Genomic DNA, 24,422 nt, shown 5'->3' with positions numbered 1-24,422 from the left:
ATCGTCGGGGCCATGACCACGACCACGCCCGACCTGACCGCCTTCCTCGCCTTCCACCGCGCCCTGCGCCGCGACTTCGGCCGCCTGGCCGACGCGCTCGACCGCCTCCCCGCCGACGACGCGCCCCGGCGGGCCCTCATCGACGACCACACCGCCCTCCAGCTCCGCGCCCTGCACCACCACCACTCCGACGAGGACGCCAACGTCTGGCCGTACCTGAGAAAGGAGGCGCCGCAGGCCGCGGAGGTGCTGGACACGCTCGAAGCGGAGCACCAGGAGATGGACCAGGTCATCGAACGCCTCACCGGCCCGCGGCGGCCGGCCGGCGAGCAGGCCCGCGACCTGCGCCGGCTCCACGACCTGCTGAACGACCACCTCGACCTGGAGGAGGGTGAGGTCGTCCCGCTGATCCGGGAGCACATCCCCGCCGGCTGGTGGGCGGAGTCGGGCAAGGAGGTCATGAAGAGCCACGGGCGGGACCTGCCCTTCGTCGCCGCGTGGACGATCGACGCCGCCACGCGGGAGCAGCGCGAGCACATCCTGCGGACCGTCCCGGGCGTGCTGCGCGTCCTCTACCGGCTGAGCTGGCGGCGCGGTTACGAGCGCCGGACCGCTCAGGTTTTCGGCTGACCGGAACCTGGCTGATCAGAACCCAGGAGCACGTCCAGGAGCTCCAGGGCGCCCCGCTTGCTCAGCGGCTCGTTGCCGTTGCCGCACTTGGGTGACTGGATGCAGCTCGGGCACCCGTGCCCGCACTCGCACGACGCGATGGCGTCGCGCGTGGCCGTCAGCCAGGCCGCCGCGTTCCCGAACCCGCGCTCGGCGAAGCCCGCGCCGCCCGCGTGGCCGTCGTACACGAAGACCGTCAGCCGGCCGGTGTCGGGATGGAGTTCGGTCGACACGCCGCCGATGTCCCACCGGTCACAGGTCGCGAACAGGGGCAGCAGCCCGATGGCCGCGTGTTCGGCGGCGTGGGCGGCCCCGCCGAGGTCGCCGATGCTCGCGGGCAGGACCTCCGGCGGCAGCGTCCACCACACCGCCTTGGTCCGCAGGCTGCGCGGCGGCAGGTCGAGGGGCTCGTCGCCGAGCATCTCGCCGGTGGACGTCCGCCGCTTCAGGTAGGACACCACCTGCCGCGTCACCTCGACCGACCCGAAGTGCAGCTCACCGGGGCCGAGGGCGTGCGACCGCAGCGACTCGATCACCGCGATGTCGGTCACGTCGCGGGCGAAGGTCGAGTAGTCGGGGGTCCCGGGAGTGACCAGGGCGACGCCCATCTCCAGGTCGAGTTCGTCGACGACGAACGTCTCCCCCTGGTGGATGTGCACCGCGCCGGTGTGCACCGAGGTGTGGGAGGACGCCTCGTCGCAGGTCCCCAGCAGCCGTCCGGTGTCGGTCTCCACGATCTGCACCGGCGATCCCCCGGAGCCCCGGATGTCGGCCAGCCCGGCGGCGAGGTCGCGGCTGGTCCAGAACCAGCCGGCCGGGCGGCGGCGCAGCAGGCCATCGGCCACCAGGTCGTCGAGCACCGAGGCCGCGGCGGGGCCGAAGATCTCCAGGTCGGCCTCGGTCAGCGGCACCTCGGCCGCGGCGGCGCACAGGTGGGGCGCCAGCACGTAGGGATTGTCGGGGTCGAGGACCGTCGCCTCGACCGGGCGGCCGAAAAGGGCCTCCGGGTGGTGGACGACATACGTGTCGAGCGGGTCGTCGCGGGCGATCAGGACCGCCAGGGCGTCCTGTCCGTCGCGCCCGGCCCGGCCGGCCTGCTGCCACAGGCTGGCCCGGGTGCCGGGCCAGCCGGCGATCAGGACCGCGTCGAGGCCCGACACGTCGACGCCGAGTTCCAGGGCGTTGGTCGTGGCCACGCCGAGCAGGTCGCCCGACCGCAGGGCCTTCTCCAGGAGCCGGCGGTCTTCGGCCAGGTAGCCCGCCCGGTAGGCGGCGATCTTGTCGGCCAGGGGGACGCCCGCGTCCTCCAGGTGCCCCCGGGCGGTGAGCGAGACCGTCTCGGCGGCCCGGCGGGAGCGCACGAACGCCAGCGTCCGCACCCCGTCGACCACGAGGTCGGCCAGCAGGTCGGCCGCCTCGGCGGTGGCGGCGCGACGAATTGGGGCTCCACCTTCGCCGCGCAGATCGGTCAGGGGCGGTTCCCACAGCGCGACCGTCGTCGTGCCTCTCGGGGAGGCGTCGCGGGTCACCTCGGCCATCTGGAGGCCCGTCAGGCGCATGCCGGTCGTCGCCGGGTCGCTCGCCGTGGCCGAGGCCAGGAAGAACACGGGGGAGGCGCCGTACTTCCCCGAGACCCTGCGCAGGCGGCGCAGGATCTGGGCCACGTGGGAGCCGAAGACGCCCCGGTAGCCGTGGCACTCGTCGACGACCACCACGCGCAGGCGCCGCCAGAACGACGTCCAGGCCGAATGCCTCGGCAGGATCGAGCGGTGCAGCATGTCGGGGTTGGTCAGGACGTAGTTGGCGTTGCGCCTGATCCAGGCCCGTTCCTCATGGGGCGTGTCGCCGTCGAAGGTCGCGGCGCGCAGGCCCTGGACGCCCAGCGCGCTCACCGAGCGGAGCTGGTCGGCCGCCAGGGCCTTGGTCGGGGTCAGATAGAGGACGGTCCCGCCCGACAGCGCCTCGGTCAGCGCCGGAACCAGGTAGGCCAGCGATTTCCCCGACGCGGTGCCGGTGGCGATGATCACGTTTTGGCCACGGTGCGCCAGGTCGGCGGCCTCTGACTGGTGACTCCACAACCCCTGTATCCCGAGTCCCTCGAAACCCTCCCTCACCAGCGGGTGAACCCATGAGGGCCACTGGGCTTGACCTGCCTGACGTGCCGGAACATGCTCCACATGAGTGACCCGCCCGTGGCGGCCCGAGACCGTGACCAGACGGTCGAGAAGGGGACCGCCCGGGTTTGGCGTACGCTCTCGGGGAAGAGCAGGGGACGTCGGCGAAGTCATGGGTTTCCATCCTGGCATCTCGGGGGAGAGTCGCCCGGAGTCGTGATTTCGTATAGACACAGGGGCGTGGCGTGGTTGAATGCCGCGCGTCGGGGTCGTGCTTCCTAGGATGCACGATCCGCATCGGGACCTACGCAGGCAAGGCGCTGGAGGATCAGTGGATCTGAAGTTGGACCACCGTACCGAGGACCGACTCACCATCGTCGAGGTTGAGGGTGAGATCGACGTCTACACCGCGCCCAGATTGCGTGAGCTGCTCATCGATTTGGTGAACAAGGGGAACTTTCACCTTCTCGTGAACATGGAGAAGGTCGACTTCCTCGACTCGACCGGCCTTGGTGTGCTGGTCGGCGGGCTCAAGCGGGTGCGGGCGCACGATGGCTCCCTGGAACTCGTCTGCACTCAGGAGCGGATTCTGAAGATCTTCCGGATCACCGGACTGACCAAGGTCTTCGGGATCTACGCCTCTGTGGAGGAGGCCAAGGAAGCCCACGGCCGAGACAAGTAGTCATGGCCACCGTCGAGCTGACGTTCAGCGCGCTACCGGCCCACGTGCGTACCGCTCGGTTGGTCGCGACGGCCATCGCCCGGCGCACCGGCGTGGCCGAGGCGCTGCTGGACGAAGTACGGCTCGCCGTCGGAGAGGCGTGCTCCCGGGCCGTGGAGGCGCATCGTCTCCACTGTCCGGGAGAGCCGATCCGGATCGAGCTCAAAGACGACTCGGGGCGGTTCGAGGTCACCGTGACCGACGCCGCCCCCAGCGACGACCTCAAGGCCGTCGACTCCTCTGACGGCTACCGGCTGGTCGACGCGATGCTCGGGATAGTGCCCGAGATGCCCGGCCTCGGGATCGCGGTGATCGCGGGCCTGGCCGACGACGTCGAGGTCTCACCCGGTCCGACCGGCGTGAAGATCAGAATGAGCTGGCCGGCCGCGCCCACCCCCAACGGGCTGGCCGCCGTCTAAAGCAGAACCAGTCTCGCGACAGTGACACTGTCTCGAAGTCAGGGCTCCCGTCATGCGGGAGCCCTTTTTTACCTGTGCGCAATCCCCGCGACATACGGCGATGCCCAATCCGCAGCCGATCTGTTCACCAATTTGCGGGGCGCAGGGGGTTCATATATGGCGGAGCGCTGCGTAGAGTACCCGGCACCGGCCAAGGTATTGCGGAACGCAACCGGAAGCGGCACTGCCAATGACCCGGAAGTGCGCCGCCGGAGCTCTCCTCCTACGGGGCAGCCGTAACATTTTGGGGCAGCCACTCCCGGGCAGGACCTACCCGTCTGGCCGAGGAGGACGGATTGTCTGCTCCTGCACATTTTCTAGCCGTGGATGACGGCGCGGCGGTTTCCCTGAGCGGTGGTCACCTCACACTCGTGGTCGTGGTGGCGGCCGTGGCCCTGCTCGCCCTCGCCGTCGCGGGCGGGCTCGTACGCGAGGTTCTCGCGGCGGGTCAGGGCACCGAGCGCATGCAGAACATCGCGAAAGCCGTTCAGCAGGGTGCCGCCGCCTATCTCACCCGGCAGTTCAAGACGCTTGCCATCTTTGTCGTGTTGATCCCGCTGGTGCTTCTGTTGCTGCCGGCGGAGACGACGGGGGTGCGTATCGGACGAAGCGTCTTCTTCGTGATCGGCGCGCTGTTCTCGGCGCTGACCGGTTTCATCGGCATGTGGCTGGCGGTGCGCGGCAACGTCCGCGTCGCCGCGGCGGCCCGCGAGTCCGGTGAGAAGACGGCGATGCGCATCGCCTTCCGCACCGGCGGTGTGGCGGGCATGTTCACGGTGGGCCTGGGTCTGCTGGGCGCGGCGATCGTGGTCTTCGCGTACAAGGGGGACGCGCCGAGCGTCCTCGAAGGGTTCGGTTTCGGCGCCGCCCTCCTCGCGATGTTCATGCGAGTCGGCGGCGGCATCTTCACCAAGGCCGCCGACGTCGGCGCCGACCTGGTCGGCAAGGTCGAGCAGGGCATCCCCGAAGACGACCCGCGCAACCCGGCGACCATCGCCGACAACGTGGGCGACAACGTCGGCGACTGCGCCGGCATGGCGGCCGACCTGTTCGAGTCGTACGCGGTCATGCTGGTCGCCTCGCTGATCCTGGGCAAGGTGGCCTTCGGCACCGAGGGTCTGGTGTTCCCGCTGATCGTCCCGATGATCGGTGTTCTCACCGCGATCATCGGCATCTTCATCACCGCGCCCCGGGCGGGTGACCGCAACGCGATGGCCGCCATCAACCGCGGCTTCTTCATCAGTGCGATCATCTCCGCGATCCTCGTCGCGGTGGCGGCGTTCCTCTACCTGCCGGGCAGCTTCTCCGAGCTGAACGGCGGCGTGCAGAACCTCGACGCCGACCCCCGCTGGATCGCCATCGGCGCGGTCCTGATCGGTCTGGTGCTGGCCAGCGCGATCCAGATCCTCACCGGCTACTTCACCGAGACGAACCGCCGTCCGGTGAGGGAGATCGGCGAGAGCTCGCTGACCGGCCCGGCGACGGTCATCCTGTCGGGCATCTCGGTCGGCCTGGAGTCGGCCGTCTACTCGGCGCTGCTGATCGGCGGCGCCGTCTACGGCGCCTTCCTGCTCGGCTTCGGCAACGTCACCGTGGCGCTGTTCGCCGTGGCCCTGGCCGGAACCGGTCTGCTGACCACGGTCGGCGTGATCGTGTCCATGGACACCTTCGGCCCGGTCTCCGACAACGCGCAGGGCATCGCCGAGATGTCCGGCGACGTCGAGGGCGAGGGCGCCGCGGTGCTCACCTCGCTCGACGCCGTGGGCAACACCACGAAGGCGATCACCAAGGGCATCGCGATCGCGACGGCCGTGCTCGCGGCGACGGCGCTGTTCGGCTCGTTCCGGACCGCCGTCGAGGGGGCGCTGGCCAACGCGTCGCCGGCGGTCAAGGACATGCTCGGCGGCTTCTCGAGCTTCTCGCTGAGCGTCGACGCGCCCAACGTGCTGGTCGGTCTGATCATCGGCGCGGCCGTGGTGTTCCTGTTCTCCGGTCTGGCGATCATGGCGGTCGGGCGCGCGGCGATGCGGGTGGTCTTCGAGGTACGCGACCAGTTCCGCAGCAAGCCCGGGATCATGGCGGGCACCGAACTGCCCGACTACTCCCGCGTGGTCGACATCTGCACCAAAGACTCGCTGCGTGAGCTTGCGACGCCTGGTCTGCTGGCCGTCCTGACGCCGATCGCGGTCGGGTTCGCGCTGGGCTACGCGCCGCTGGGCGCCTTCCTGGCCGGGGCCATCGCGGCCGGCACGCTGATGGCGGTCTTCCTGTCGAACTCGGGCGGTGCCTGGGACAACGCCAAGAAGCTCGTCGAAGACGGCCACCACGGCGGCAAGGGCTCCGACGCCCATGCCGCGACGGTCATCGGCGACACCGTCGGCGACCCGTTCAAGGACACCGCCGGTCCGGCCATCAACCCGCTGATCAAGGTCATGAACCTGGTCGCGCTGCTGATCGCGCCGGCCGTGGTGACCTACTTCGACAACGTCGCCCTGCGGGTCGGCGTGACGGTCGTGGCCCTGGTCGTCGTGGTCGGCGCGATCATCGCGTCCAAGCGGCGCTCGGTGACGATCGACAAGCCGAACAGCGACAACGAGAAGAAGCTGGAGCCGGTGGTCAGCTAGACCCCCGGCCGACGGCGGCCCCCCGGCACCCACGTGCCGGGGGGCCGCCGCACGTCCATAGACTCGATGTTCATGAACGACAAGGGTGGCCGCGGCCTGGCAGTCATTCTGCTCGGCATGGCTCTGATGTTCGCCGTGATCGTGGCTCTCGCCATGTGGGCGATGCCCTGAAAGGGGAGTTGACCGCGTGAAGAAGCTGATCGTGTTGCGGCACGCCAAGGCCGAGCACACGCCCGGGGTCCTCGACTTCGACCGGGTGCTGACCAAGCGCGGCGAGCGCAACTCCCGCGAGGCCGGTGAGCTGATCGCCCGGCTGACGCCGGACCTGATCGTGGCATCGCCGTCGGCCCGAACCCGGCTGACGGCCGAGCTCCTCGGCCTCGAAGGGGTGCCCATCGAGTTCGAGCGGGACGTCTACGAGGCGTACACCGACGAACTGTTCGAGATCGTCCGGCGGACCGATCCCGAGATCGACACGCTGGTGCTGGTCGGGCACAACCCGTCGGTCCACGACCTGGTGGTGCAGCTGTCGGGGCCGCAGACCGAGACGTTCAAGCCGGGGGCGTTCGCCGTGATCGAGCTGCCGGGGCCGTGGGAGGAGCTCGACCCGGGCACCGGCACCCTGGTCGATGGCCACCAGCCTTAGAGACCGCGGCCTCGCCGTCGGCTACGGCCTCGTCGGCGCGGCCGGACTGCTCATCCCGCTCCTCATCGGGCTGGCCACCGGGCGGCCCGCCCAGGGCGGCGTGGTGGCGCTCGGCGCCTTCCTGGTGACCATCAGGGCCAACCCCGATCCGCCGGGTGTACGCCTGCCCTTCATGCTCGCCGGCGTGCTCGTGCTGGCCGTGGGGTCGGTCCTCGGTGTGTTACTCGTCGGCAACGACTGGCTGCTGATCCCCGTGGCGACGGCGGCGGCGGCACTGGCCATCCGGTTCCCGGTGGTGGGCTTCACCGCGCCGCTGGCGCTGCTGCTGACGGCGGCCAACCCGCTGCCGGTCGACCCGATCCCGCACCTGGTGCTGCAGGTGGTGGGCGGGCTGCTGGCGGCCTTCCTGCTGACGCTGCCGTGGGCGTGGCGGCGGACCCGGCCGCTGGCGGCGACCCTGGCGGAGACCGCCGGCCTGCTGGCCGATCTGCTCGACGCGACCTTCGACGGGGAGCGCCGGGAGGCGCTGCGCGACGAGGTCGCCGACGCTCTTCAGAACGCCCGCACCGCCTGCGCCCGGCACCGGTGGGAACGCCGCTCCCCTGACGCCGAGCGGATCACCACGGCCCTGCGCAGGGTCTTCTACGAGGCCATCACGCTGCGCGAACTCGCCGCGGCGGCGGGCCGGCAGGCGGAGATCGAGCCGCTGACGGCCGAACTGGCCGCGCGCACCCGGGCCCTGTTCCAGGACGACGTCGAGGTCGTCGAGGTCGACTTCGCCGCCCGGATCGACGAACTGCGCGGCGAGCGGCCCGACGACGAACGGGAGCTGCTGCGGGTGGTGCTGCTGCGGCAGATCGACCATGCCGCGACCCGGATCAGGGCCACGCTCGACCAGGCGAAGACGCCCGCGATGAAGCTGAAGTCGGCGCTGATCCCGATCCCGAGGCTGCCCGCGGAGAGCCCGGTCACCGACGCCATCATGATCGTGCCCAGAGCTCCGTCGATGCGGCTGACCAGGGACGACCCCGGGTTCCGGCACCTGCTGCGGGCCATGCTCGGCACCGCCACGGCGTGCGTGATCATCGCGATCTTCACACCGGAGCACGCGCAGTGGCTGGCGCTGGGCGTGCTGCTGACCATCCAGCCCACCTACGGCGAGACCCTCGACAAGGCCGGCGCCCGCGTCGGCGGCAGCATCGCCGGGGCGCTGGTCGCCGCCGTGGTGCTGCTGATCGCCCCCGGGTACGGCTGGCTCGCCGCCCTGATCGTGGTCAGCGCCGGCCTGGGATTCGGCCTGTACGCCGTCCACTACGCCTACTGGGCCACGTTCATGACCATGTGCGTGCTGCTGCTGATCGACATCCAGGCGATGCAGACGTGGGAGATCGCCGGGTTCCGGATCGGGCTGAACGTGCTCGGCGGGGCCATCGCGCTGGCCTGCGTACGGCTGCTGTGGCCGCGTGGCGAGGCGGTGCGGCTCCGGCGGCGGCTGGCCGACCTGCTCAGGGCGCACGCCCTGGCGGCCCGGACGCTGGCCGAGACGACCCGGGGCAGACGGCCCGAGGGGTCGGCCGAGCTGGCCATCCGGCGGGCCGCCGACATGGCCGAGACGGTCGAGCAGGGCATCGCGGCGATGGCGCACGAACCCGGCGCGGGCGAGACCGCGCACGTCGCCGAGCTGCTCGACGAGGTCACCAGGGTCCGCGACGGGCTCATCACGCTGACCTCGGTGCTGCGGGAGGACCCGGGCAACGACGTCGGCCCGGCTCCGGCGGTGCTGCACGCGGTGGCCGACCGGCTGGAGGGCGGGGCGGTGGCCGTACAGGAAGGAGAGCCCTACCAGCCGCAGGGCGACGTCGACCAGACGCTCTCGGAGCTGCGGACCTGGCTGGGGAAGCTGGCGGTCACCCGGCTCGGCGAGCTCGCCGCCGACCCGGCCGACTCCCGCACCGAGGTCAGGAGGGCCCTGCTGCACGCGGCCGCCGCCGACCACGCGCTCAAGGCCCTCGCCGACGACTCGGCGCGGGTGGTGATTTTGGCTACCGAGGACCGGTGAGGCCGTCTTCGGCGTCGGCCGCCTCGACCTCGTCGCGGGAGATCCCGAGCAGGTAGAGGATCGAGTCGAGATAGGGCACGTTCAGCGCGGTGTCGGCCTTGGCCCGGACCACCGGCTTGGCGTTGAAGGCGATGCCGAGCCCGGCGACCTCCAGCATGTCGAGGTCGTTGGCGCCGTCGCCGACCGCGACCGTCTGGGTGACCGCGATCCCGGCCTGGGCGGCGAACCGTTCCAGGGCGCGGGCCTTGCCGGGCCGGTCGACGATCTCGCCGACGACCTTGCCGGTGAGCCGGCCGTCGACCACTTCGAGGGTGTTGGCGGCCGAGTAGTCGATGCCCAGGTCGGCCACCAGCGTGTCGGTGATCTGGGTGAACCCGCCGCTGACGATCGCGAACTTGTAGTCGAGCCGCTTCAGCGTGCGGACCAGGGTGCGGGCGCCGGGAGTGAGCACGACCTCCTTGGCGACCTTCTCGAAGACCTCTTCCGGCAGGCCCTCCAGCAGGGCGACCCGGCGGATCAGCGACTCGGCGAAGTCGAGTTCGCCGCGCATCGCCGCCTCGGTCACCCGAGCCACCTCGTCGAGGTTGCCCGCGTGGCGGGCCAGCAGTTCGATGACCTCGCCCTGGATGAGGGTCGAGTCGACGTCCATGACCACCATGCGCTTGGCCCGGCGGAGGATGCCGGTGCGCTGGACGGCCACGTCGACCTGCTGGTGGCTGGCCTCGATGGCCAGCTCGGCCCGCAGCGTCTTCGGGTCGGCGCCCGAGACGGCCATCTCGATGCAGGTGACCGGGTAGGCCGACAGGCGTTCGATGCGGTCGATGTTGGCCCCGCTGGCGGCGATCCGGCCGGTGATCCCGGCCATCGCGGCCGGGGTGAGCGGATTGCCGAGGACCGAGATGTGCAGGCGCCCTCGCCTGCGGGTCTCCTTGGAGGCCGTCCCGGTGGTCAGTTCGAGGTCCATGTCCAGGTCGGCGGCGACCTGCTCGATTGCGGTCCACAGGCCGCCGATGGTCTCACCGGTGCCCTTCGGCTTGCCTCCCGCGTAGGCCACCAGGACGCCCAGCGTCAGGCGGCCGCGGATGACCACCTGCTCGACGTCGGCGACGGTCACGGGAAAACCGGAGAGTACGGAGAAAAGTCGGGAGGTGACCCCAGGGCGGTCAGGACCGGTGAGCGTGATCAGAAGAGTGCGCTGTTTCATCCCGGATCTCTGGGCGTAGGACGGTTCCGTCGTCTCAACGCTACTGGGCCTGATCCCGGGGCCGTACATCAGGTTCACCATGCGGACGCCGACACGCCCGAAAAGTGAGAGATCTTCGTCACTTCCTCATGTCGTCATTTCAGTCATGAAGACTGAAAGGGAACTCCACCTCACGGACGCCCGCGGACGGTACTCCGTCAGCCTCGCCACGAGCGCGGCGGACGTCCAGGCGGCCCAGCGGCTGCGCTACGAGGTGTTCGCCGGGGAGATGGGCGCGCGGCTCGACTCCCCGGTGTCCGGGCTCGACGCCGACCGGTTCGACGCCTACTGCGACCACCTCATCGTGCGCGCGGGCACCGAGGTCGTCGGCACCTACCGGATGCTGCCCCCGGGGCGGACCGACCGGATGTACTCCGACGGCTACTTCGACACCGCCAGGCTGTCGGGCGTCCGGGACAGCCTCGTGGAGGTGGGCCGCACCTGCGTGCGCGCCGACCACCGGGGCGGCGCGGTGATGGGCCTGATGTGGGCGGGCATCGCCCACTACATGGTCGGCGGCGGCCACTCCTGGCTCGCCGGGTGCTGCTCGGTGCCCCTCGACGACAACGGCACGGCCGCCGCGGGCGTGGTCGCCAACATCGACCTCGGGCCGGAGGAGTACCGCGTCACCCCGCGCAGGCCGTGGAGGGGCGGCACCCCGCCGGAGCGGTTCGTGATCCCGCCGCTGCTGCGCGGCTACCTGCGGCTCGGCTCGTGGATCTGCGGCGCGCCCGCCCACGACCCCGACTTCGGCACCGCCGACTTCTTCGTGCTGCTCTCGCTGGCCAACGTCGACGCCCGCTACCTGCGGCACTTCCTGGGAGAGGCGGCATGACCATCACGGCGCCGGTCCGGGCGCTCACGCCCTGGCTGCCGCTGGCGCCCTGCGAGCCGGACACCTGCGTGGCGCCCGCCCGCCGTCCGGCCGGGGTGGTGCGCCAGGCGGCGCGGCTGACCGGTGCCGTCGTCGTGCTCACGGCGGGGGTGCTCTTCGCGGTTTTCGCGCGGCGGTTGTCGGCCGAGACCCTGGCCCGGGTGACCATGGCCTGGTCGCGGCTGCTGCTGCGGGCCCTCGGCATCAAGGTCACGGTGGCGCAGGGATTCGCCTTCGTCGGCGGCGCGGCCGTGGCCGTCAAGGCCGCCTCCGACGGGGCCGGCGCCCTCATGGTGGCCAACCACATCTCCTGGCTCGACCCGCTCGTGATGGCGGCCGTCATGCCCGCACGCCTGCTCGCCAAGAGCGAGATCGCCCGCTGGCCGCTCATCAACACGCTGGTCGCCGGCTCGGGCGCCATCTTCATCGACCGCGAGCGGCTCAGCCTGCTGCCCCGCACGGTCGGCGAGGTCACCGGGGCCCTGCGCGCCGGCGACACCGTGGTCGCCTTCCCCGAGGGCACCACCTGGTGCGGCCAGAGCATGGGCGGTTTCCGCCCGGCCCTGTTCCAGGCCGCCATCGACGCGGGCGGCTCCGTCCGCCCGGCGACGATCCGCTACCTGGAGGACGACGCCACCTCCGCCAGGCCCTGTTACGTCGGCGGCGACTCCCTGGTCGGCTCGATCGCCCGGGTGGCCTCGACCAAGCGCATGACCGTCGAGGTGACGATGTTCCCGCCGGTCGCCGGAGCCGGCCAGACGCGGCGGTCCCTGGCCGGAGTGGCCGAGGCACAGGTCAGGACCGCCCTCGGCGCGTCCTTCACCGGCCCGCACGCGTAAAGACGAACAAGCGACCAAGCCATGAGGCCTGATCGCCTGTCCGCACACTTCACGGTCAGTTCGGCGGCGTGTGGTCGGCGAACATCGTGCAGTTGCCAGGCCACGCAGGGTTCGCCGGGGTGGTGCCCGGAGTCGGGTTGAGCGTGCACACCGTCTGCCGAACCACGCCGGCGGCGTTGACGACGGTGACGTGCAGCCTCATGCCCATTTCAACCAGGGACACCCCGGTGACGTTCCCCGGGTAGTTCGGCACGGTGCTGAGGTTGCGCCAGCGGTTCATCATGGGAAGCCGCGGGTCCCGGATCAGCGTGGAGCCGTCACCGGGGGCGTACCCGATGAACTTGTTGTCGCCCTGGAAGGCAGTGGAGATCGAGGAGCCGGATCGTCCAGGCATTCCGGGCATTCCGGGCGGTCCGGGCCTTCCGGGCGGGCCGGGACGGCCCTTGCAGATCACGCAGGGCGGCTTGGGCTTGTGGTGGTAGCGGTCGCAGCTCCAGTGGTTGCAGCTGGACGTCTGCGCCTCGGCCACGTACTGCGGCGTGACCGGCTGGGCCTCGCTCGCCTGCGCCGGCGTCGCCATAGTGAGGAGGCCGCCGGTCATCAGCGCCGCCGCCGCCACGGCGGTCGCGAGGGACCCCTTGGCCGGCGGGCACGAGAACCCGATCTTGAGTCGGTGAATCACTGTTTCTCCTGGGTTGTCTGAGAGATGCGCCCCACACGTTCGGCCTCGCAGGGGCGCAAGATCAGAAATACCCGTCAACGCATGTGAATCCTGTGACTCCGGTTACCGAAAGTGCAAAATCAATACGTCAGGGCTACAGGGGGTTTTTGGGGCAGGTGCGGGCGAATCGCCCGTCGACTTTCATACCTGGGTAGTCTTCGCCCCATGGGGTCCACGATCATCGTCAATGATCTGCGAAAACACTACGGCCAGGTGCGTGCCGTCGACGGCGTGTCGTTCTCCGTCGAAGAGGGCGAGTTCTTCGGCATCCTCGGCCCGAACGGCGCCGGGAAGACCACCACCCTGGAGATCGTCGAAGGTCTCCGGGAGGCCGACTCGGGCACGGTCGAGGTCCTCGGCATGCGCCCCTGGCCGCGCAACGCCAAGTTGCTGACGCGGATCGGCGTACAGCTGCAGGCGACGTCGTTCTTCGAGCGGCTCACCGCCCGAGAGCAGATCAGGACCTTCGCCTCCCTGTACGGCGTCGCCCCCAAGAAGGCCGACGACATGCTCGGCCAGGTCGGGCTGGAGGACAAGGCCGACACCCCCGCCGAACGGCTGTCGGGCGGCCAGGGGCAGCGGCTCTCCATCGCCTGCGCCCTCGTCCACGACCCCGACATCGTCTTCCTGGACGAACCCAGCGCCGCCCTCGACCCACAGGCCCGCCGCAACCTGTGGGACCTGCTGCGCCAGATCAACGAAAGCGGCCGCACGGTCGTGCTGACCACCCACTACATGGACGAGGCCGAGTCGCTCTGCGACCGCGTCGCCATCATGGACGACGGCCGCATCCTCGAACTCGGCCCCCCGGCCTCCCTGGTCAGAGGCCTGGAGTCGGTCACCAGGATCAGCCTGGAGACCGGCACGCTCAGCGTCGAGTCGGCCGCCGAGATCGCCGGCCCCGGCGCCTCCGTCGACGACGACGGCGTCTCGGTCACCATCGGCACCGACGACCCCGCGCGGGTGCTGACCGCCCTGGCCGAGCGCAACCTGCTCACCGGGATCCAGGTGCGCGGCGCCACCCTCGAAGACGTCTTCCTCAACCTCACCGGACGGGAGTACCGCGCGTGACCGCCTTCACCTCCCTGTCGCGGGCGATGTTGCTCGGATGGTTCCGCGACAGGTCGGCGCTGTTCTTCTCCATCCTGTTCCCGCTGATGTTCCTGGTCCTGTTCGGCGGCATCTTCAGCGACATGGGCACCTCCAAGATGGCGGTGATCCAGGTCGGCAAGGTCCCGCTGCTGGAGCAGAGCGCGGCGGGGCTGGGCGACGTACTGGAGATCCAGAAGAGCGACGACCCGGCCGCCGCGCGCGAGAAGGTCAGGCAGGGCGACGTCGTCGCCGCGATCAGCCAGCAGGGCGACGCCCTCCAGGTCTCCTACTCGGCCGCCGACCAGGTGCGGTCGGGGACCGTCCAGGGCGTGCTGCGGCAGGTCGTCGCCCAGGCCAACGCCGTGGGGGTGCCGCAGCGCTTCACGATGACCGCCCAGCAGGTCGAGGACGACTCGCTCAAAGCCATCCAGTACGTCACCCCCGGCCTGCTCAGCTGGGCGGTCGCCATGGGCGCCGCGTTCGGCGCGGCGGCGACGCTGGTCACCTGGCGGGAGAAGCGCATCCTGCGCCGGTTGCGGCTGGCCCCGGTCGCGCTCGGGTCGGTCGTCGGCGCCCGGGTCGGCGTCAGTGTCGCCATCGCCCTGATCCAGACCGCGATCTTCCTGGTGGTCGCCTCGCTGCCGTTCTTCGGGCTGCGACTGTCGGCCTACTGGTGGATGGCGATCCCGCTGGTCGTCGCGGGCACCCTGACGTTCATGGCGATCGGCCTGGTCGCGGGCGGGCTGGCCAAGTCGGCGGAGGCCGCGTCGGGCATCGCCAACCTGATCGTGTTGCCGATGGCGTTCCTGTCGGGCTCGTTCATCCCGCTGGACGCCGCGCCCGGCTGGCTCCAGACGCTCTCGAACGTCTTCCCGCTCAAGCACCTCAACCAGGGCCTGCTCGACGTGATGGTGCGCGGCCAGGGGCCGCTGTCGGTGCTGCCCGAACTGGGCATCGTGCTGGCGTTCGGCCTGGTCATCAGCCTGATCGCGATGAAGGTGTTCCGCTGGGACAGCGTGTAGAACGCGGGTGGAACGCGGAAACCCGCCGTCGCGGCCACGACGGCGGGTCTTGGGGGTGCCTTTGGGGGTGCGTTACTTCTTCTTGACCACCACTGCGGTCTTGACGGTCCGCATCATCTCCCAGCCCTTGAGGTTCTGCTCGCGCAGGCGGGCCCGGTCGAGGTTCTCCGCGCCGGCGGGGATGTCGTACACCCAGGCGCCGACCTTGCCGGTCTGGGTGCCCTTGGCGGTCTTCTTCAGCTGGAACCGGAGACTCACCCAGGTGGAGTCGCCCACCTCGAGGATGAAGTCGTTGGGGCAGAAGAAGTTGCGGCCGTCGAGGTAGCACTTGAGCTCGTCGCCGGAGCCGTAGGAGATCTTCTTCTTGAGGTCGACGTGCTTGGGCAGGACGCCGCCCACGTCGAAGTAGTCGGCCGCGTGGGGGCCGTTGTTGGTCACCTGGAAGGTGTAGGTGACGTAGCCACCCGGCTTGGCCTTCTTGGTGTACGACAACTTCGTGATCTTGAACAGCGACCACGGGTCGTCGGCGGTCGTGGCCGAGGCGGAGGCCGGGGCGACTAAGGCCGCCGAGGCCAGCAGGGCGACCCCTGCGATCGCGCGCGTGACAGTGCGCATGTGATTGTCTCCCAAAGAACAGACGGGGAGAGAGAAGGAACCCCCGTGATACTCGATGGGATTTCCTACCATTTCCCGGCTGAACTTCGAAAGATCTTTTATATGTCGATTCGGCGCGTTCCAAGTATGAGGTGGACATCTCCGAACTCGTGCCACAGATAGCCGTCGTCGAGCGCGGCCTCGTACGACTTCATGACGAGATCGGCGCCCCCGATGGCCGACAGCATCATGAGATGGGTCGACCTGGGCTCGTGCAGGCCGGTCAGCAGCCCGTCGACGACCTCGGGCGGGTGTTCCGGCGAGACGATCCGCGACGTCCACCCCGAGTCGTGGGAGGTCTCCAGCGCCCGGACCACCGTCGTGCCGACCGCGACGACCCGGCCCCCGTTCTCCTTGGTCATCGCGACCAGCCGCCTCGTGGCGGCCGGGACGTCGAACCGTTCGGCGTAGGGCGGCTCGTCCTTCTCGGGTGAGGCCACGCCCGTGTGTAGGGTGACGGGCGCGATCGTGATGCCCCTGGCGACCAGGTCGGTGACCAGGCGGGTGGTGAACGGCCGCCCGGCGCTGGGCATCTCGGCGCTGCCCAGGATCCGGCCGAACACGGTCTGGTAGTCGTCGATGGGCCAGTCGCGGTCGACGTAGGAGTAACGGATCGGCGTGCCGTGCCGCTGCAGGTAGCCGACGACGTCGGTGTCGAGCCTCGCCTTCCACAGCCGGGGGGTGAAGCGTTCGACCAGCCGCAGCGTGGCCCCGCCCGGCAGCGGCAGCCACTCGCCCGGGGCGCCGCCCTTGTACGTGGTGCCCCCCGGGCACCGGAGTTCGACCAGCCACTCTCCCCAGGGCAGCTCGGTCGAGAAGTGCACCCAGAGCCGGTCGAGCTTCACGGCGGCCGGGAGGGTGCGCGAGTTGTTGACCACGACCAGATCGCCGGGGTCGAGCAGTTCGGGCAGGTCGGTGAAGGCGTGGTGGGTGATCGCACCGGTCTCCCGTTCGGAGACCATGAGCTTGACCGAGTCGCGGGCCTCGGGCGGGCGGTGGGCCTCGTTGACCGAGGGCAGGGCGAAGTCGATGCTCATGCCAGGCTCCCGCGCGTGTGGCGTCCGCTGGACCGACGCTCGTTCACCAGCTTGACGATCAGCGGCGCGACCTCGTCGGGGAGCGGCGCCTCGCCCGCCTCCTGCGGCCCGATCGCGTCGGCGAGCATCCTCGTCCGCATCTCGCCCGGGTCCAGCCACCAGACGGCCAGATCCCGCTCCTCGGCGGCCAGCACGTGGGAGATCTGCTCCAGCGCGGCCTTGGAGGCGCCGTACCCGCCCCACCCCTCGTAGGCCTCGACGGCGGCGTCGGAGGAGACGTTGAGCACCGCCCCCTTGCGCCGCCGCAGCGCGGGCAGCACCGCCTGGGTCAGCGCCAGCGGCGCCACCACGTTGGTCTCCAGCAGCTGCCGCAGGACGGGGACGGGATAGTCGCCCAGCGCCGGCAGGGGCACCGCCCCCAGCCCACTGGCGTTGTTCACCAGCAGATCCAGGTCCGGTACGGCCTCCGCCAGCCTCTCCCGGTGCGCGGGGTCGGCGACGTCGCCCGGAATCGCGGTCGCGCCGAGACGCCCGGCCGCCTCGGCGAGGTCGTCGGCGCCCCGGGCGGTCAGGGTCAGGTGCCACCCGTCCTTGGCGAGCTCGGTGGCCAGCGCCAGCCCGAGCCCTCGGGAGGCCCCGGTGATCAGTGCGTTCTTCATGGGCTCAACGCTAGGAATTCCGGCGATCGACCACATCGGGCCCGAGACCGGCCGGACCTAGGCCTTCCGGGCTAGGACTTAGGGTTGCAGCATGCGGGATAGTCAGGACGCCCTGCTGAACGCCGTCAGCGCCGCCGTCCTCGCGGTCACCCGGCACCTCTCTCCCCGGGAGGTGCTGCAGGTCATCGTGCGCTCCGCCCGGGAGCTCCTCGACGCCCGCTACGCCGCGCTCGGCGTCCCCGACGACGACGGGTCGTTCGCCGAGTTTGTCGCCGACGGGATCACCCCCGAGCAGTGGGCGGCCATCGGGCCCACCCCGCGCCAGCACGGCCTGCTGGGCGCGATGCTGCGGGAGGGCACGCCGGTCCGGCTCGGCGACGTGCGCCGCGATCCCCGCTTCGACGGCTGGCCCAAGGCCCATCCCGTGCTGAAAGACTTCCTCGGCGTGCCGATCCACGACGGCGACCAGGTGCTCGGCATCATCTTCCTGGCCAACAAGGCCTGCGGCCCGTTCACCCACGACGACCAGGACGTGCTGACCCTCTTCGCCGCCCACGCCGCCATCGCGCTCACCAACGCCCGCCTCTACGAGCGGGGGCGCGAGCTGACGGTCATCGAAGAACGCCAGCGCATGGCCCGCGAGCTCCACGACGCCGTCACGCAGAAGCTCTTCTCGCTGCGGCTCACCGCCCAGGCCGCCAGGGCGCTGCTGGCCACCGACCCCGAGCGGGCCGCGCGGGAGCTCGACACCGTCCAGCGGATGGCCGGTGAGGCGCTGGCGGAGCTCCGGGAGGTCATCGTCGAGCTCCGGCCGGCCGAGCTCGACAGCCACGGGCTGGTCGAGACGCTGCGCAAGAACGTCGGGCTGCTCGACCGCCTCCACTCCGCCACGATCACCTTCGAGGGGCACTTCGACGGCGATCTGCCGGCCGAGCACGAGGTCGCGGTCCTGCGCGTCGCCCAGGAGGCCCAGCACAACGCGCTGCGCCACTCGGGATGCTCCTCGTTGTGGGTACGGCTGCGCCGCGACCGCGCCGACCTCGTGCTCGAAGTCGTCGACGACGGCAGCGGCTTCGACGGCGAGCCCACCCGGGGCCTGGGGCTCGAGTCGATGCGCGACCGGGCGGCCGGAGTCGGTGGCAGGCTTGACGTGATCTCCCGGCCGGGGGCCGGGACGACGGTGAGGATGGTGGTGCCGACATGATCCGGGTGCTGATCGCCGACGACCATCCGATCGTGCGCCAGGGCCTGCGCACGTTCCTTGAGGTCCAGGGCGACATCGAGGTCGTGGGGGAGGCAGGCGACGGCGCCGAGGCCGTCAAGCTGGCCCGCGCGCTCTCGCCCGACGTCGTGCTGCTCGACCTGAAGATGCCCGTCCTCGACGGGCTGGGCGCGCTGGCCGAGCTCGACGGGGCCGCACGGGTGATCGTGCTGACCTCGATGACCGAACGCGGCGACGTCGCGCCAGCGATGCGGGCCGGGGCGGCCGGGTTCCTCTACAAGGACGTCGACCCGGCGGCGCTCGTGTCGGCCATCAGGGCCGTCCACGGCGGGCAGGTCGCGCTGGCCCCCGAGGCGGCCGAGGCGATGCTGACGCCGTCGTCCGAGGCGGTGGCGCTGACCGACCGGGAACGCGAGGTGCTGGCGCTGATCGCCGGCGGGCGGTCGAACCGGGAGATCGCGCGGGCGCTCGACGTGGCCGAGAAGACGGTCAAGACGCACGTGTCCAACGTGCTGATGAAGCTGGGCGTACAGGACCGCACCCAAGCGGCCCTGTACGCGGTTAGGCACGGGCTCGCCTGAAGCGAGACACGGACGGCCGCAGGCCGGCCGTGTCTCGCGTCGTGAATCTGCCCGGAAGAAACGATCAGGTGCCCTTCTTGCGGTTGCGCGTGGGGGCCCGGTCGGGCTTCGGCGGGGGCGGGGGCGGCGGCACGTAGACCTGCTTCGTGCTCTTCTTCTTCTTGACCGAGGGGGCGACGATCTGGGTCTTCACGGTCTTGGTGAAGATCCAGCCCTTGATGCCGAGTTCGCGCAGGCGCTTCTCGTCGAGGTCGCCGGCGCCCGTCGGCACGTCGAAGGTCATGCCGCCGAGCTTGGCGGTGGCGGTGCCACGGGTCTTCTTGTTCAGGGTGACCTGGATCGTCAGCCAGGTCGTGTCGGTCTGCCAGTCCTCTTCCGGGTTCGGGTAGAGGATGGGCGGCGGCCAGCACCAGAACTCGTTGCCCTCCCACGTGCACGTGGTGTTCTTCGGGCCGTTCCACTTCAGGGTGCTGATGATGCCTTTCGGCAGGATGCCCCCGATGTAGTAGTAGTCGGCGCTGTGCGGGCCGACGTTGGTGATCTCGAAGTAATAGGTGATCTTGGCCCCGGCCTTCACCTTCTTCGGATAAACGATGTGGTGCACCTTGAAGTTGGCGAAGGGAGCCTTCTTCGCGGTGACGCCCTTGGCGGCGCTCGCCAGGGCGGGCGCGGCGCTCGCGGGAACACTCACTGCGAGCGGCGCTAAGAGCATGAGTCCGGCGACGATGCCGGAAGTTCGGCGCATGGAATTCTCCGTTGGACAAGACATGGCAATCCCCGTATGTCTAGACCATTATCACTTTGGAACGGTTAAGCACTACTACACTTCGCGTAGAGTTGATCGTTTGTACCGGGGGAGCACCGTCGTGCCGCAGACATCGCCATTACGGCCTGGCGACCCAACTGAGCTGGGGGTTTACCGCATCGATGCGCGTCTTGGGGAGGGCGCGCAGGGTGTCGTGTACGCCGGGACCGCACCCGACGGGACCCCCGTCGCGATAAAACTGTTGCGCGTTTCGGACGCGATCGACGCCGACTCGTTTCTCCGCGAAGTGTCCGCCGCGAGGCGGGTCGCCCAGTTCTGCACCGCCCAGGTCCTCGGCGCCCACATGGACGGCGACCGGCCCTACATCGTGTCCGAACTCGTCGACGGCGTCTCGCTGCAGCGGGTCGTCCAGCAGGAGGGCCCCCGCACCGGCGGCAACCTCCACCGGCTGGCCGTCGGCACCATCACCGCCCTGGCGGCCATCCACCGGGCCGGGATCGTCCACCGCGACTTCAAGCCGTCGAACGTGCTGCTGGCCCAGGACGGGCCGCGCGTGATCGACTTCGGCATCGCACGGGCGCTCGACTCGTCGTCGACCCTGTCGAGCGGGGTCGTGGGGACGCCGGCGTACATGTCGCCCGAGCAGATCGAGGCCAAGCGCGTCGGGCCGCCGTCCGACATGTTCAGCTGGGCCGTGACGATGTTCTACGCGTCGACCGGGCGGCCCGCCTTCGGCCACGACAGCCTGCCCGCCGTGCTCTACCGCGTCATGAACGACACCCCCGACGTCTCGACGCTCCCTGACCTGCTGCGCCCCATCGTCGAGGCCAGCCTCGACAAGCAGGCCGAGAACCGCCCGACCGCGAGCGAGGCCCTGTTCGCCCTCCTCGACCACCAGGTCGACGACGACCTCGACAAGTCCCTCCTGGCCGGCCTCAACGCCGCCTCGAAGAAGAAGGACACCCCGCCGCCGGCGGATCCCGGCACGCCCCCGCCGCCGGCCACCCCGGGCTTCGCCCCGCCCGACCCGCAGGCGCCCCACTTACGGCCGCCGGTCCAGAGTTTCCCGCCGCCGGGCTATCAGGCCCAGCCGGGCCAGAGTTTCCCGCCGCCGGGCTATCGGGCCCAGCCGGGCCAGAGTTTCCCGCCGCCGGGCTATCGGGCCCAGCCGGGCCAGAGCTTCCCGCCCCCGGGTTACCAGGCCCAGCCGGGCCAGAGCTTTCCGCCTCCCGGCTACCCGCAGAGCCCGCCTCAGCCGGGTCCCGCCCAGGGCTATCCGCCGCCTTACCAGCAGCAGCCGGGGCAGAGCTTCCCGCCGCCGGGCCACCCGCAGGGCCCGCCCCAGCGGGGTCCCGCGCAGGGTTACCCGCCGCCCTACCAGCCCTCGCCCGGATACCAGGCGCCCAACGGCGGCAACCCCGCGCCGCCGGCCGAGCCGAAGCCGAAGCCCAAGGGCAAGGCCAAGCAGAAGGCGCAGGAGACGCCGCCGCCCCTCGACGCCGACGCGACCACGTTCCACCCCCGGCCCGACCCCACCGGCGGCTGGCTCGGGGAGGCGCCGCCCACGAAGAGCAGGGCGGGTCTGGTCACCGGGGTCCTCGTCGGCGTGCTCGCGGTGGCGGCGACCGCGCTGTTCCTCGTACCGAATCTCTTCGGCGGCGGCGGCGACGAGCCCGGCAAGATCCCCGCGGCCGCCCAGGGCGGGATCACCGGAGCGCCCGTGACCCAGCTGCCGGCCACGACTCCCTCGGCGGCGGGGGTCCCGTCACCGGCGGCGGCCTCGTTGTCCCCGACCACCGCGCCGTCGCCGTCGCCCAGCCCGACGCCGACCGGGGCGCCCGTCCCCGTTCTCGGCAAGCAGGACGGCAGCTCCATGTCCGGGAACAGGAGCTCGATCTACTCCGTCGCCGTGGGGGGCGACAAGGACCACCCCGTCGTGGTCACCGCAGGCGTCGACCGGTCGGTGCGGATGTGGAACGCAGAGTCGCACAAGGCGCTCGGCAAGCCGATCTACGCCCACGGCGACTGGGTCTACGCCGTCGCGACGGCCGAGGTCAACGGCCGCCCGCTCGCCGTCACCGGCAGCCGCGACGGCTCGGTCCGCGTCTGGGACGTCGAGAAGCGCAAGGCCGTCGGCGGCGGCCTGTGGGGCCACGGCAACGCCGTCTACACCGTCGCCATCGGCAAGGTCGGCAGCAAGTGGGTGGCCGCCTCCGGCGGCGCCGACGGCCGGATCAGGCTGTGGGACCTCAAGACCCGTCAGCCCATCGGCGGCGGCATCAGAGCCCACAAGGACGTCATCAACTGGCTGTCCTTCGGCCAGGTCGGCGACAAGACCGTCATCGTCTCGGCCAGCGAAGACAAGAGTCTCAAGGTCTGGGACGCCTCGTCCAGGAAGCAGTACGGCAAGACCTTCAAGGGCCACGGCAAGCCCGTCTACTCCGTCACCACCGGCGAGGTCGACGGCAAGGCGGTGGCCATCTCGGGCGGTGAGGACGAGAAGGTCAGGATCTGGGACCTGAAGACCGGCAAGCAGGTCGGCAAGAGCCTCACCGGCCACAAGGACAACGTCTACTCGCTGGCCTACCGCGAGATCGGCGGCCACCCGATGGCGGTCTCCGGCTCCACCGACGGCACGCTCCGCATGTGGGACCTGGAGAAGTCGGAGGAGGTCGGCAAGCCGGTGAAGGCCCACGACGGCAAGAACGTCTACTCGGTCGGGTTCGCCGACGTCGACGGGAAGACCGTCGTCGTCTCGGCCGGCGAGGACAAGCGGGTCAGGTTCTGGAAGCTGGCCGACTAGGCGCTGAGCTGCTCGAGGATCGCGTGGTGGGCGGCGACGCGCGCCCGGCGTACGGCGTGGTCGAGGGCCTTCAGCGCCTCGCGGCGCGCGGCGACCTGGCCGGAGGTCAGCCCGCGCTCCTCGGCCAGCCGCAGCGCGAGCGCGAGGCGGGCCGCGAGGTGGCCGACGCGGTGGGCCCGCCCGGGATAGCCGGGCGCCAGCGCGCCGTCGACGTGGTCGAGCGCCGGGAAGCCCTGCATGGGCCCGTCGACCGAGGTCAGCGCGTCGGTCGCCGACCGCATCGCGGCCGACAGGGCGCGTTCGGCGTCGGCCAGCTGCGGCACGTCGGCGTCGGCCACGTGGGCGTCGTGGACGGTCCACCGGATGCCCGAGTAGGACGACCCGCGCCGGTCGGGAGAGGGCACCAGCCCGAACCGCCGGGCGCCGAGCACCGCGATGACGGCCTGCCCCGCTTCGAGCGCCGCGCCGTTGAAGACCGGCGGCCCGGTGAGCCCGAGAAGGTCGCCGGGGATGGGCAGCGCGAGCCGGAACGACGACAGCCCCGTCGCCCGCAGCTCCGCGAGGAAGACGCGCATCGGCGACTCGCCAGTGATATCGGTCACGATCTGGGGACCGGCCGACCGCTCAAGCGCGTCGACGGCGTCGTCGAGACCGGTGTGGCCGGTCAGCCACGCGTTGCCCCAGGAGACCAGGGCCGCGGAGATCGGTGAATCGGTGCGCACCCCAACCACGATAAGGCAATAGATTTTACGCGGACGGATTCGGACGTGAGGGGGATCGTCGTGGGCGGTCAGGTGCTCAACATGCGTGGCGTGGCCATTCGGCGCGACGGCGCGATCCTGGTGCGCGACATCGACTGGGCGGTGGCCGAAGACGAACGCTGGGTGGTGATCGGCCCCAACGGCGCCGGCAAGACCACCCTGCTGCAGATCGCCGCGGCGCTGCTGTTCCCCACCGACGGCCACGTCGACATCCTGGGCGAGCGCCTGGGCCAGACCGACGTGTTCGAGCTGCGTCCCCGCATCGGCCTGGCCAGCTCGGCGCTGGCCGAGAAGGTCCCGCCGGAGGAGAAGGTCATCGACCTCGTCCTGACCGCCTCCTACGCCATCCTCGGCCGCTGGACCGAGGAGTACGACTCCCACGACGTCACCCGCGCCGTCGAGCTGATCGACCAGCTCGGGTGCGCCCACCTGATCCGCCGCCGGTTCGGCACCCTGTCCGAGGGTGAGCGCAAGCGCGTCCAGATCGCCCGTGCCCTCATGCCCGACCCCGAGCTGCTGCTGCTCGACGAGCCGGCCGCCGGGCTCGACGTGGGCGCCCGCGAAGATCTGGTAAGGCGCCTTTCCCAGCTCGCGCAAGACCCGAAGGCGCCCACGATGGTGCTCGTCACCCACCACGTCGAGGAGATTCCGGCCGGGTTCACCCACGCGCTGATGCTCCGGCATGGTTCGATCGTCGCCCAGGGCCCGATCGACTACGTGATGACCGGCGACAACCTGTCGAAGACGTTCGGGGTGCCCCTGGGGCTGGAGAGGAACGCGTCCGGTCGTTGGTACGCCCGGCCATTCTGATATTTCGTTCTTTTTCCTCTTGTAAAGCGTCGTCCAAATATCATTTA

22 protein-coding genes are annotated in these 24,422 nt (G+C 70.6%); 14 read left to right on the top strand and 8 right to left on the bottom strand.

The window, feature by feature from the left end; all coding sequences use genetic code 11:
• Window positions 1-12: 12 nt before the first annotated feature.
• Window positions 13-630: a hemerythrin domain-containing protein gene (locus FDA94_RS08140; protein WP_137246408.1), complete on the top strand. Its 618-nt coding sequence runs from the start codon at window positions 13-15 to the stop codon at window positions 628-630.
• Here FDA94_RS08140 and FDA94_RS08135 read toward each other — a convergent pair.
• Window positions 615-2,957: a DEAD/DEAH box helicase gene (locus FDA94_RS08135; protein WP_425460136.1), complete on the bottom strand. Its 2,343-nt coding sequence runs from the start codon at window positions 2,955-2,957 to the stop codon at window positions 615-617. The two genes, FDA94_RS08140 and FDA94_RS08135, sit on opposite strands and share 16 nt — an antisense overlap.
• A 157-nt stretch (window positions 2,958-3,114) precedes the next feature.
• Between FDA94_RS08135 and FDA94_RS08130 the strand changes: the two genes are divergently transcribed.
• The 5 genes from FDA94_RS08130 (at window position 3,115) to FDA94_RS08110 (ending at window position 9,291) form a co-directional block, all read left to right on the top strand.
• A complete protein-coding gene (locus tag FDA94_RS08130) occupies window positions 3,115-3,465 on the top strand; it encodes an STAS domain-containing protein (protein ID WP_030456213.1) in 351 nt (116 codons plus the stop codon).
• Window positions 3,466-3,467: 2 nt separating this feature from the next.
• Window positions 3,468-3,923 (top strand): ATP-binding protein, encoded by a 456-nt coding sequence (locus tag FDA94_RS08125; protein ID WP_030456212.1) that lies wholly within the window; start codon window positions 3,468-3,470, stop codon window positions 3,921-3,923.
• Between the two features lie 362 nt (window positions 3,924-4,285).
• Window positions 4,286-6,586, top strand: coding sequence for a sodium-translocating pyrophosphatase (locus tag FDA94_RS08120; protein ID WP_137246406.1), 2,301 nt, complete (start codon window positions 4,286-4,288; stop codon window positions 6,584-6,586).
• A 187-nt stretch (window positions 6,587-6,773) separates the two neighbouring features.
• Complete coding sequence (locus tag FDA94_RS08115) at window positions 6,774-7,232, top strand: SixA phosphatase family protein (protein ID WP_246059638.1); 459 nt, start codon at window positions 6,774-6,776, stop codon at window positions 7,230-7,232.
• Entirely contained in the window at window positions 7,216-9,291 is a 2,076-nt protein-coding gene (locus FDA94_RS08110) for an FUSC family protein (protein WP_137246405.1), read from the top strand. Before FDA94_RS08115 ends, FDA94_RS08110 begins: the two co-directional genes overlap by 17 nt.
• Here the strand turns inward: FDA94_RS08110 and serB are convergent.
• Complete coding sequence (serB, locus tag FDA94_RS08105; protein WP_137246404.1) at window positions 9,275-10,495, bottom strand: phosphoserine phosphatase SerB; 1,221 nt, start codon at window positions 10,493-10,495, stop codon at window positions 9,275-9,277. The two genes, FDA94_RS08110 and serB, sit on opposite strands and share 17 nt — an antisense overlap.
• Window positions 10,496-10,640: 145 nt before the next feature.
• On the opposite strand from serB, the gene FDA94_RS08100 reads away from it, so the two are divergent.
• Entirely contained in the window at window positions 10,641-11,369 is a 729-nt protein-coding gene (locus tag FDA94_RS08100; RefSeq protein WP_137246403.1) for a GNAT family N-acetyltransferase, read from the top strand.
• On the top strand, window positions 11,366-12,247 hold the full coding sequence (locus FDA94_RS08095; RefSeq protein ID WP_137246402.1) for a lysophospholipid acyltransferase family protein: 882 nt from the start codon (window positions 11,366-11,368) through the stop codon (window positions 12,245-12,247). Before FDA94_RS08100 ends, FDA94_RS08095 begins: the two co-directional genes overlap by 4 nt.
• A 55-nt stretch (window positions 12,248-12,302) precedes the next feature.
• On the opposite strand, the gene FDA94_RS08090 is transcribed toward FDA94_RS08095, so the two are convergent.
• Window positions 12,303-12,929, bottom strand: coding sequence for a hypothetical protein (locus FDA94_RS08090; protein ID WP_137246401.1), 627 nt, complete (start codon window positions 12,927-12,929; stop codon window positions 12,303-12,305).
• 204 nt (window positions 12,930-13,133) lie between these two features.
• On the opposite strand from FDA94_RS08090, the gene FDA94_RS08085 reads away from it, so the two are divergent.
• Complete coding sequence (locus FDA94_RS08085; protein ID WP_137246400.1) at window positions 13,134-14,039, top strand: ABC transporter ATP-binding protein; 906 nt, start codon at window positions 13,134-13,136, stop codon at window positions 14,037-14,039.
• Window positions 14,036-15,082 carry an ABC transporter permease gene (locus tag FDA94_RS08080; protein ID WP_137246399.1) on the top strand — a complete coding sequence of 349 codons (1,047 nt, stop codon included), beginning with the start codon at window positions 14,036-14,038 and terminating at the stop codon, window positions 15,080-15,082. Before FDA94_RS08085 ends, FDA94_RS08080 begins: the two co-directional genes overlap by 4 nt.
• A 72-nt stretch (window positions 15,083-15,154) precedes the next feature.
• Here FDA94_RS08080 and FDA94_RS08075 read toward each other — a convergent pair whose 3' ends face one another.
• From FDA94_RS08075 to FDA94_RS08065, 3 genes are all read right to left on the bottom strand, one after another.
• Window positions 15,155-15,697, bottom strand: a complete 543-nt coding sequence (locus FDA94_RS08075) for a DUF11 domain-containing protein (RefSeq protein WP_170990832.1) — start codon at window positions 15,695-15,697, stop codon at window positions 15,155-15,157.
• A 98-nt stretch (window positions 15,698-15,795) separates the two neighbouring features.
• Window positions 15,796-16,773, bottom strand: coding sequence for an S-adenosylmethionine:tRNA ribosyltransferase-isomerase (locus FDA94_RS08070; RefSeq protein ID WP_137246397.1), 978 nt, complete (start codon window positions 16,771-16,773; stop codon window positions 15,796-15,798).
• The gene (locus FDA94_RS08065) at window positions 16,770-17,432 is read right to left on the bottom strand and encodes an SDR family NAD(P)-dependent oxidoreductase (protein WP_137246396.1); all 663 of its coding nucleotides are present in this window, start codon (window positions 17,430-17,432) and stop codon (window positions 16,770-16,772) included. The genes FDA94_RS08070 and FDA94_RS08065 overlap by 4 nt, the downstream gene beginning before the upstream one ends.
• Before the next feature lie 91 nt (window positions 17,433-17,523).
• Between FDA94_RS08065 and FDA94_RS08060 the strand changes: the two genes are divergently transcribed.
• On the top strand, window positions 17,524-18,636 hold the full coding sequence (locus FDA94_RS08060; protein ID WP_137246395.1) for a GAF domain-containing sensor histidine kinase: 1,113 nt from the start codon (window positions 17,524-17,526) through the stop codon (window positions 18,634-18,636).
• Window positions 18,633-19,235: a response regulator gene (locus FDA94_RS08055; protein WP_137246394.1), complete on the top strand. Its 603-nt coding sequence runs from the start codon at window positions 18,633-18,635 to the stop codon at window positions 19,233-19,235. Before FDA94_RS08060 ends, FDA94_RS08055 begins: the two co-directional genes overlap by 4 nt.
• Before the next feature lie 64 nt (window positions 19,236-19,299).
• On the opposite strand, the gene FDA94_RS08050 is transcribed toward FDA94_RS08055, so the two are convergent.
• Window positions 19,300-19,980, bottom strand: coding sequence for a hypothetical protein (locus FDA94_RS08050; RefSeq protein WP_170990831.1), 681 nt, complete (start codon window positions 19,978-19,980; stop codon window positions 19,300-19,302).
• On the opposite strand from FDA94_RS08050, the gene FDA94_RS08045 reads away from it, so the two are divergent.
• Window positions 19,946-22,804 (top strand): WD40 repeat domain-containing serine/threonine protein kinase, encoded by a 2,859-nt coding sequence (locus FDA94_RS08045; protein ID WP_342778452.1) that lies wholly within the window; start codon window positions 19,946-19,948, stop codon window positions 22,802-22,804. The two genes, FDA94_RS08050 and FDA94_RS08045, sit on opposite strands and share 35 nt — an antisense overlap.
• Here the strand turns inward: FDA94_RS08045 and FDA94_RS08040 are convergent.
• The gene (locus FDA94_RS08040; RefSeq protein WP_170990829.1) at window positions 22,801-23,526 is read right to left on the bottom strand and encodes a hypothetical protein; all 726 of its coding nucleotides are present in this window, start codon (window positions 23,524-23,526) and stop codon (window positions 22,801-22,803) included. The two genes, FDA94_RS08045 and FDA94_RS08040, sit on opposite strands and share 4 nt — an antisense overlap.
• Window positions 23,527-23,586: 60 nt before the next feature.
• Here FDA94_RS08040 and FDA94_RS08035 point away from each other — a divergent pair, with 60 nt between their 5' ends.
• Complete coding sequence (locus tag FDA94_RS08035; RefSeq protein WP_030456193.1) at window positions 23,587-24,375, top strand: ABC transporter ATP-binding protein; 789 nt, start codon at window positions 23,587-23,589, stop codon at window positions 24,373-24,375.
• The last annotated feature ends 47 nt before the right edge of the window (window positions 24,376-24,422 follow it).

The organism is Herbidospora galbida (assembly GCF_005233835.1).
GTDB lineage: Bacteria > Actinomycetota > Actinomycetes > Streptosporangiales > Streptosporangiaceae > Herbidospora > Herbidospora galbida.
The sequence above is the reverse complement of the archived record's forward strand: the minus strand, read 5'-3'. Positions and strand labels throughout refer to the sequence as shown.

Excerpts from the sequence above, each read along its gene's own strand:
- FDA94_RS08045 (WP_342778452.1), top strand. The coding sequence starts at position 19,946 with ATGAGTCCGGCGACGATGCCGGAAGTTCGGCGCATGGAATTCTCCGTT.
- FDA94_RS08110 (WP_137246405.1), top strand. The coding sequence starts at position 7,216 with ATGGCCACCAGCCTTAGAGACCGCGGCCTCGCCGTCGGCTACGGCCTC.
- FDA94_RS08075 (WP_170990832.1), bottom strand. The coding sequence starts at position 15,697 with ATGCGCACTGTCACGCGCGCGATCGCAGGGGTCGCCCTGCTGGCCTCG.
- FDA94_RS08100 (WP_137246403.1), top strand. The coding sequence starts at position 10,641 with ATGAAGACTGAAAGGGAACTCCACCTCACGGACGCCCGCGGACGGTAC.
- FDA94_RS08140 (WP_137246408.1), top strand. The coding sequence starts at position 13 with ATGACCACGACCACGCCCGACCTGACCGCCTTCCTCGCCTTCCACCGC.
- FDA94_RS08060 (WP_137246395.1), top strand. The coding sequence starts at position 17,524 with ATGCGGGATAGTCAGGACGCCCTGCTGAACGCCGTCAGCGCCGCCGTC.
- FDA94_RS08055 (WP_137246394.1), top strand. The coding sequence starts at position 18,633 with ATGATCCGGGTGCTGATCGCCGACGACCATCCGATCGTGCGCCAGGGC.
- FDA94_RS08095 (WP_137246402.1), top strand. The coding sequence starts at position 11,366 with ATGACCATCACGGCGCCGGTCCGGGCGCTCACGCCCTGGCTGCCGCTG.
- FDA94_RS08135 (WP_425460136.1), bottom strand. The coding sequence starts at position 2,957 with ATGACTTCGCCGACGTCCCCTGCTCTTCCCCGAGAGCGTACGCCAAAC.
- FDA94_RS08070 (WP_137246397.1), bottom strand. The coding sequence starts at position 16,773 with ATGAGCATCGACTTCGCCCTGCCCTCGGTCAACGAGGCCCACCGCCCG.
- FDA94_RS08125 (WP_030456212.1), top strand. The coding sequence starts at position 3,468 with ATGGCCACCGTCGAGCTGACGTTCAGCGCGCTACCGGCCCACGTGCGT.
- serB (WP_137246404.1), bottom strand. The coding sequence starts at position 10,495 with ATGAAACAGCGCACTCTTCTGATCACGCTCACCGGTCCTGACCGCCCT.
- FDA94_RS08085 (WP_137246400.1), top strand. The coding sequence starts at position 13,134 with ATGGGGTCCACGATCATCGTCAATGATCTGCGAAAACACTACGGCCAG.
- FDA94_RS08065 (WP_137246396.1), bottom strand. The coding sequence starts at position 17,432 with ATGAAGAACGCACTGATCACCGGGGCCTCCCGAGGGCTCGGGCTGGCG.
- FDA94_RS08050 (WP_170990831.1), bottom strand. The coding sequence starts at position 19,980 with ATGCGCCGAACTTCCGGCATCGTCGCCGGACTCATGCTCTTAGCGCCG.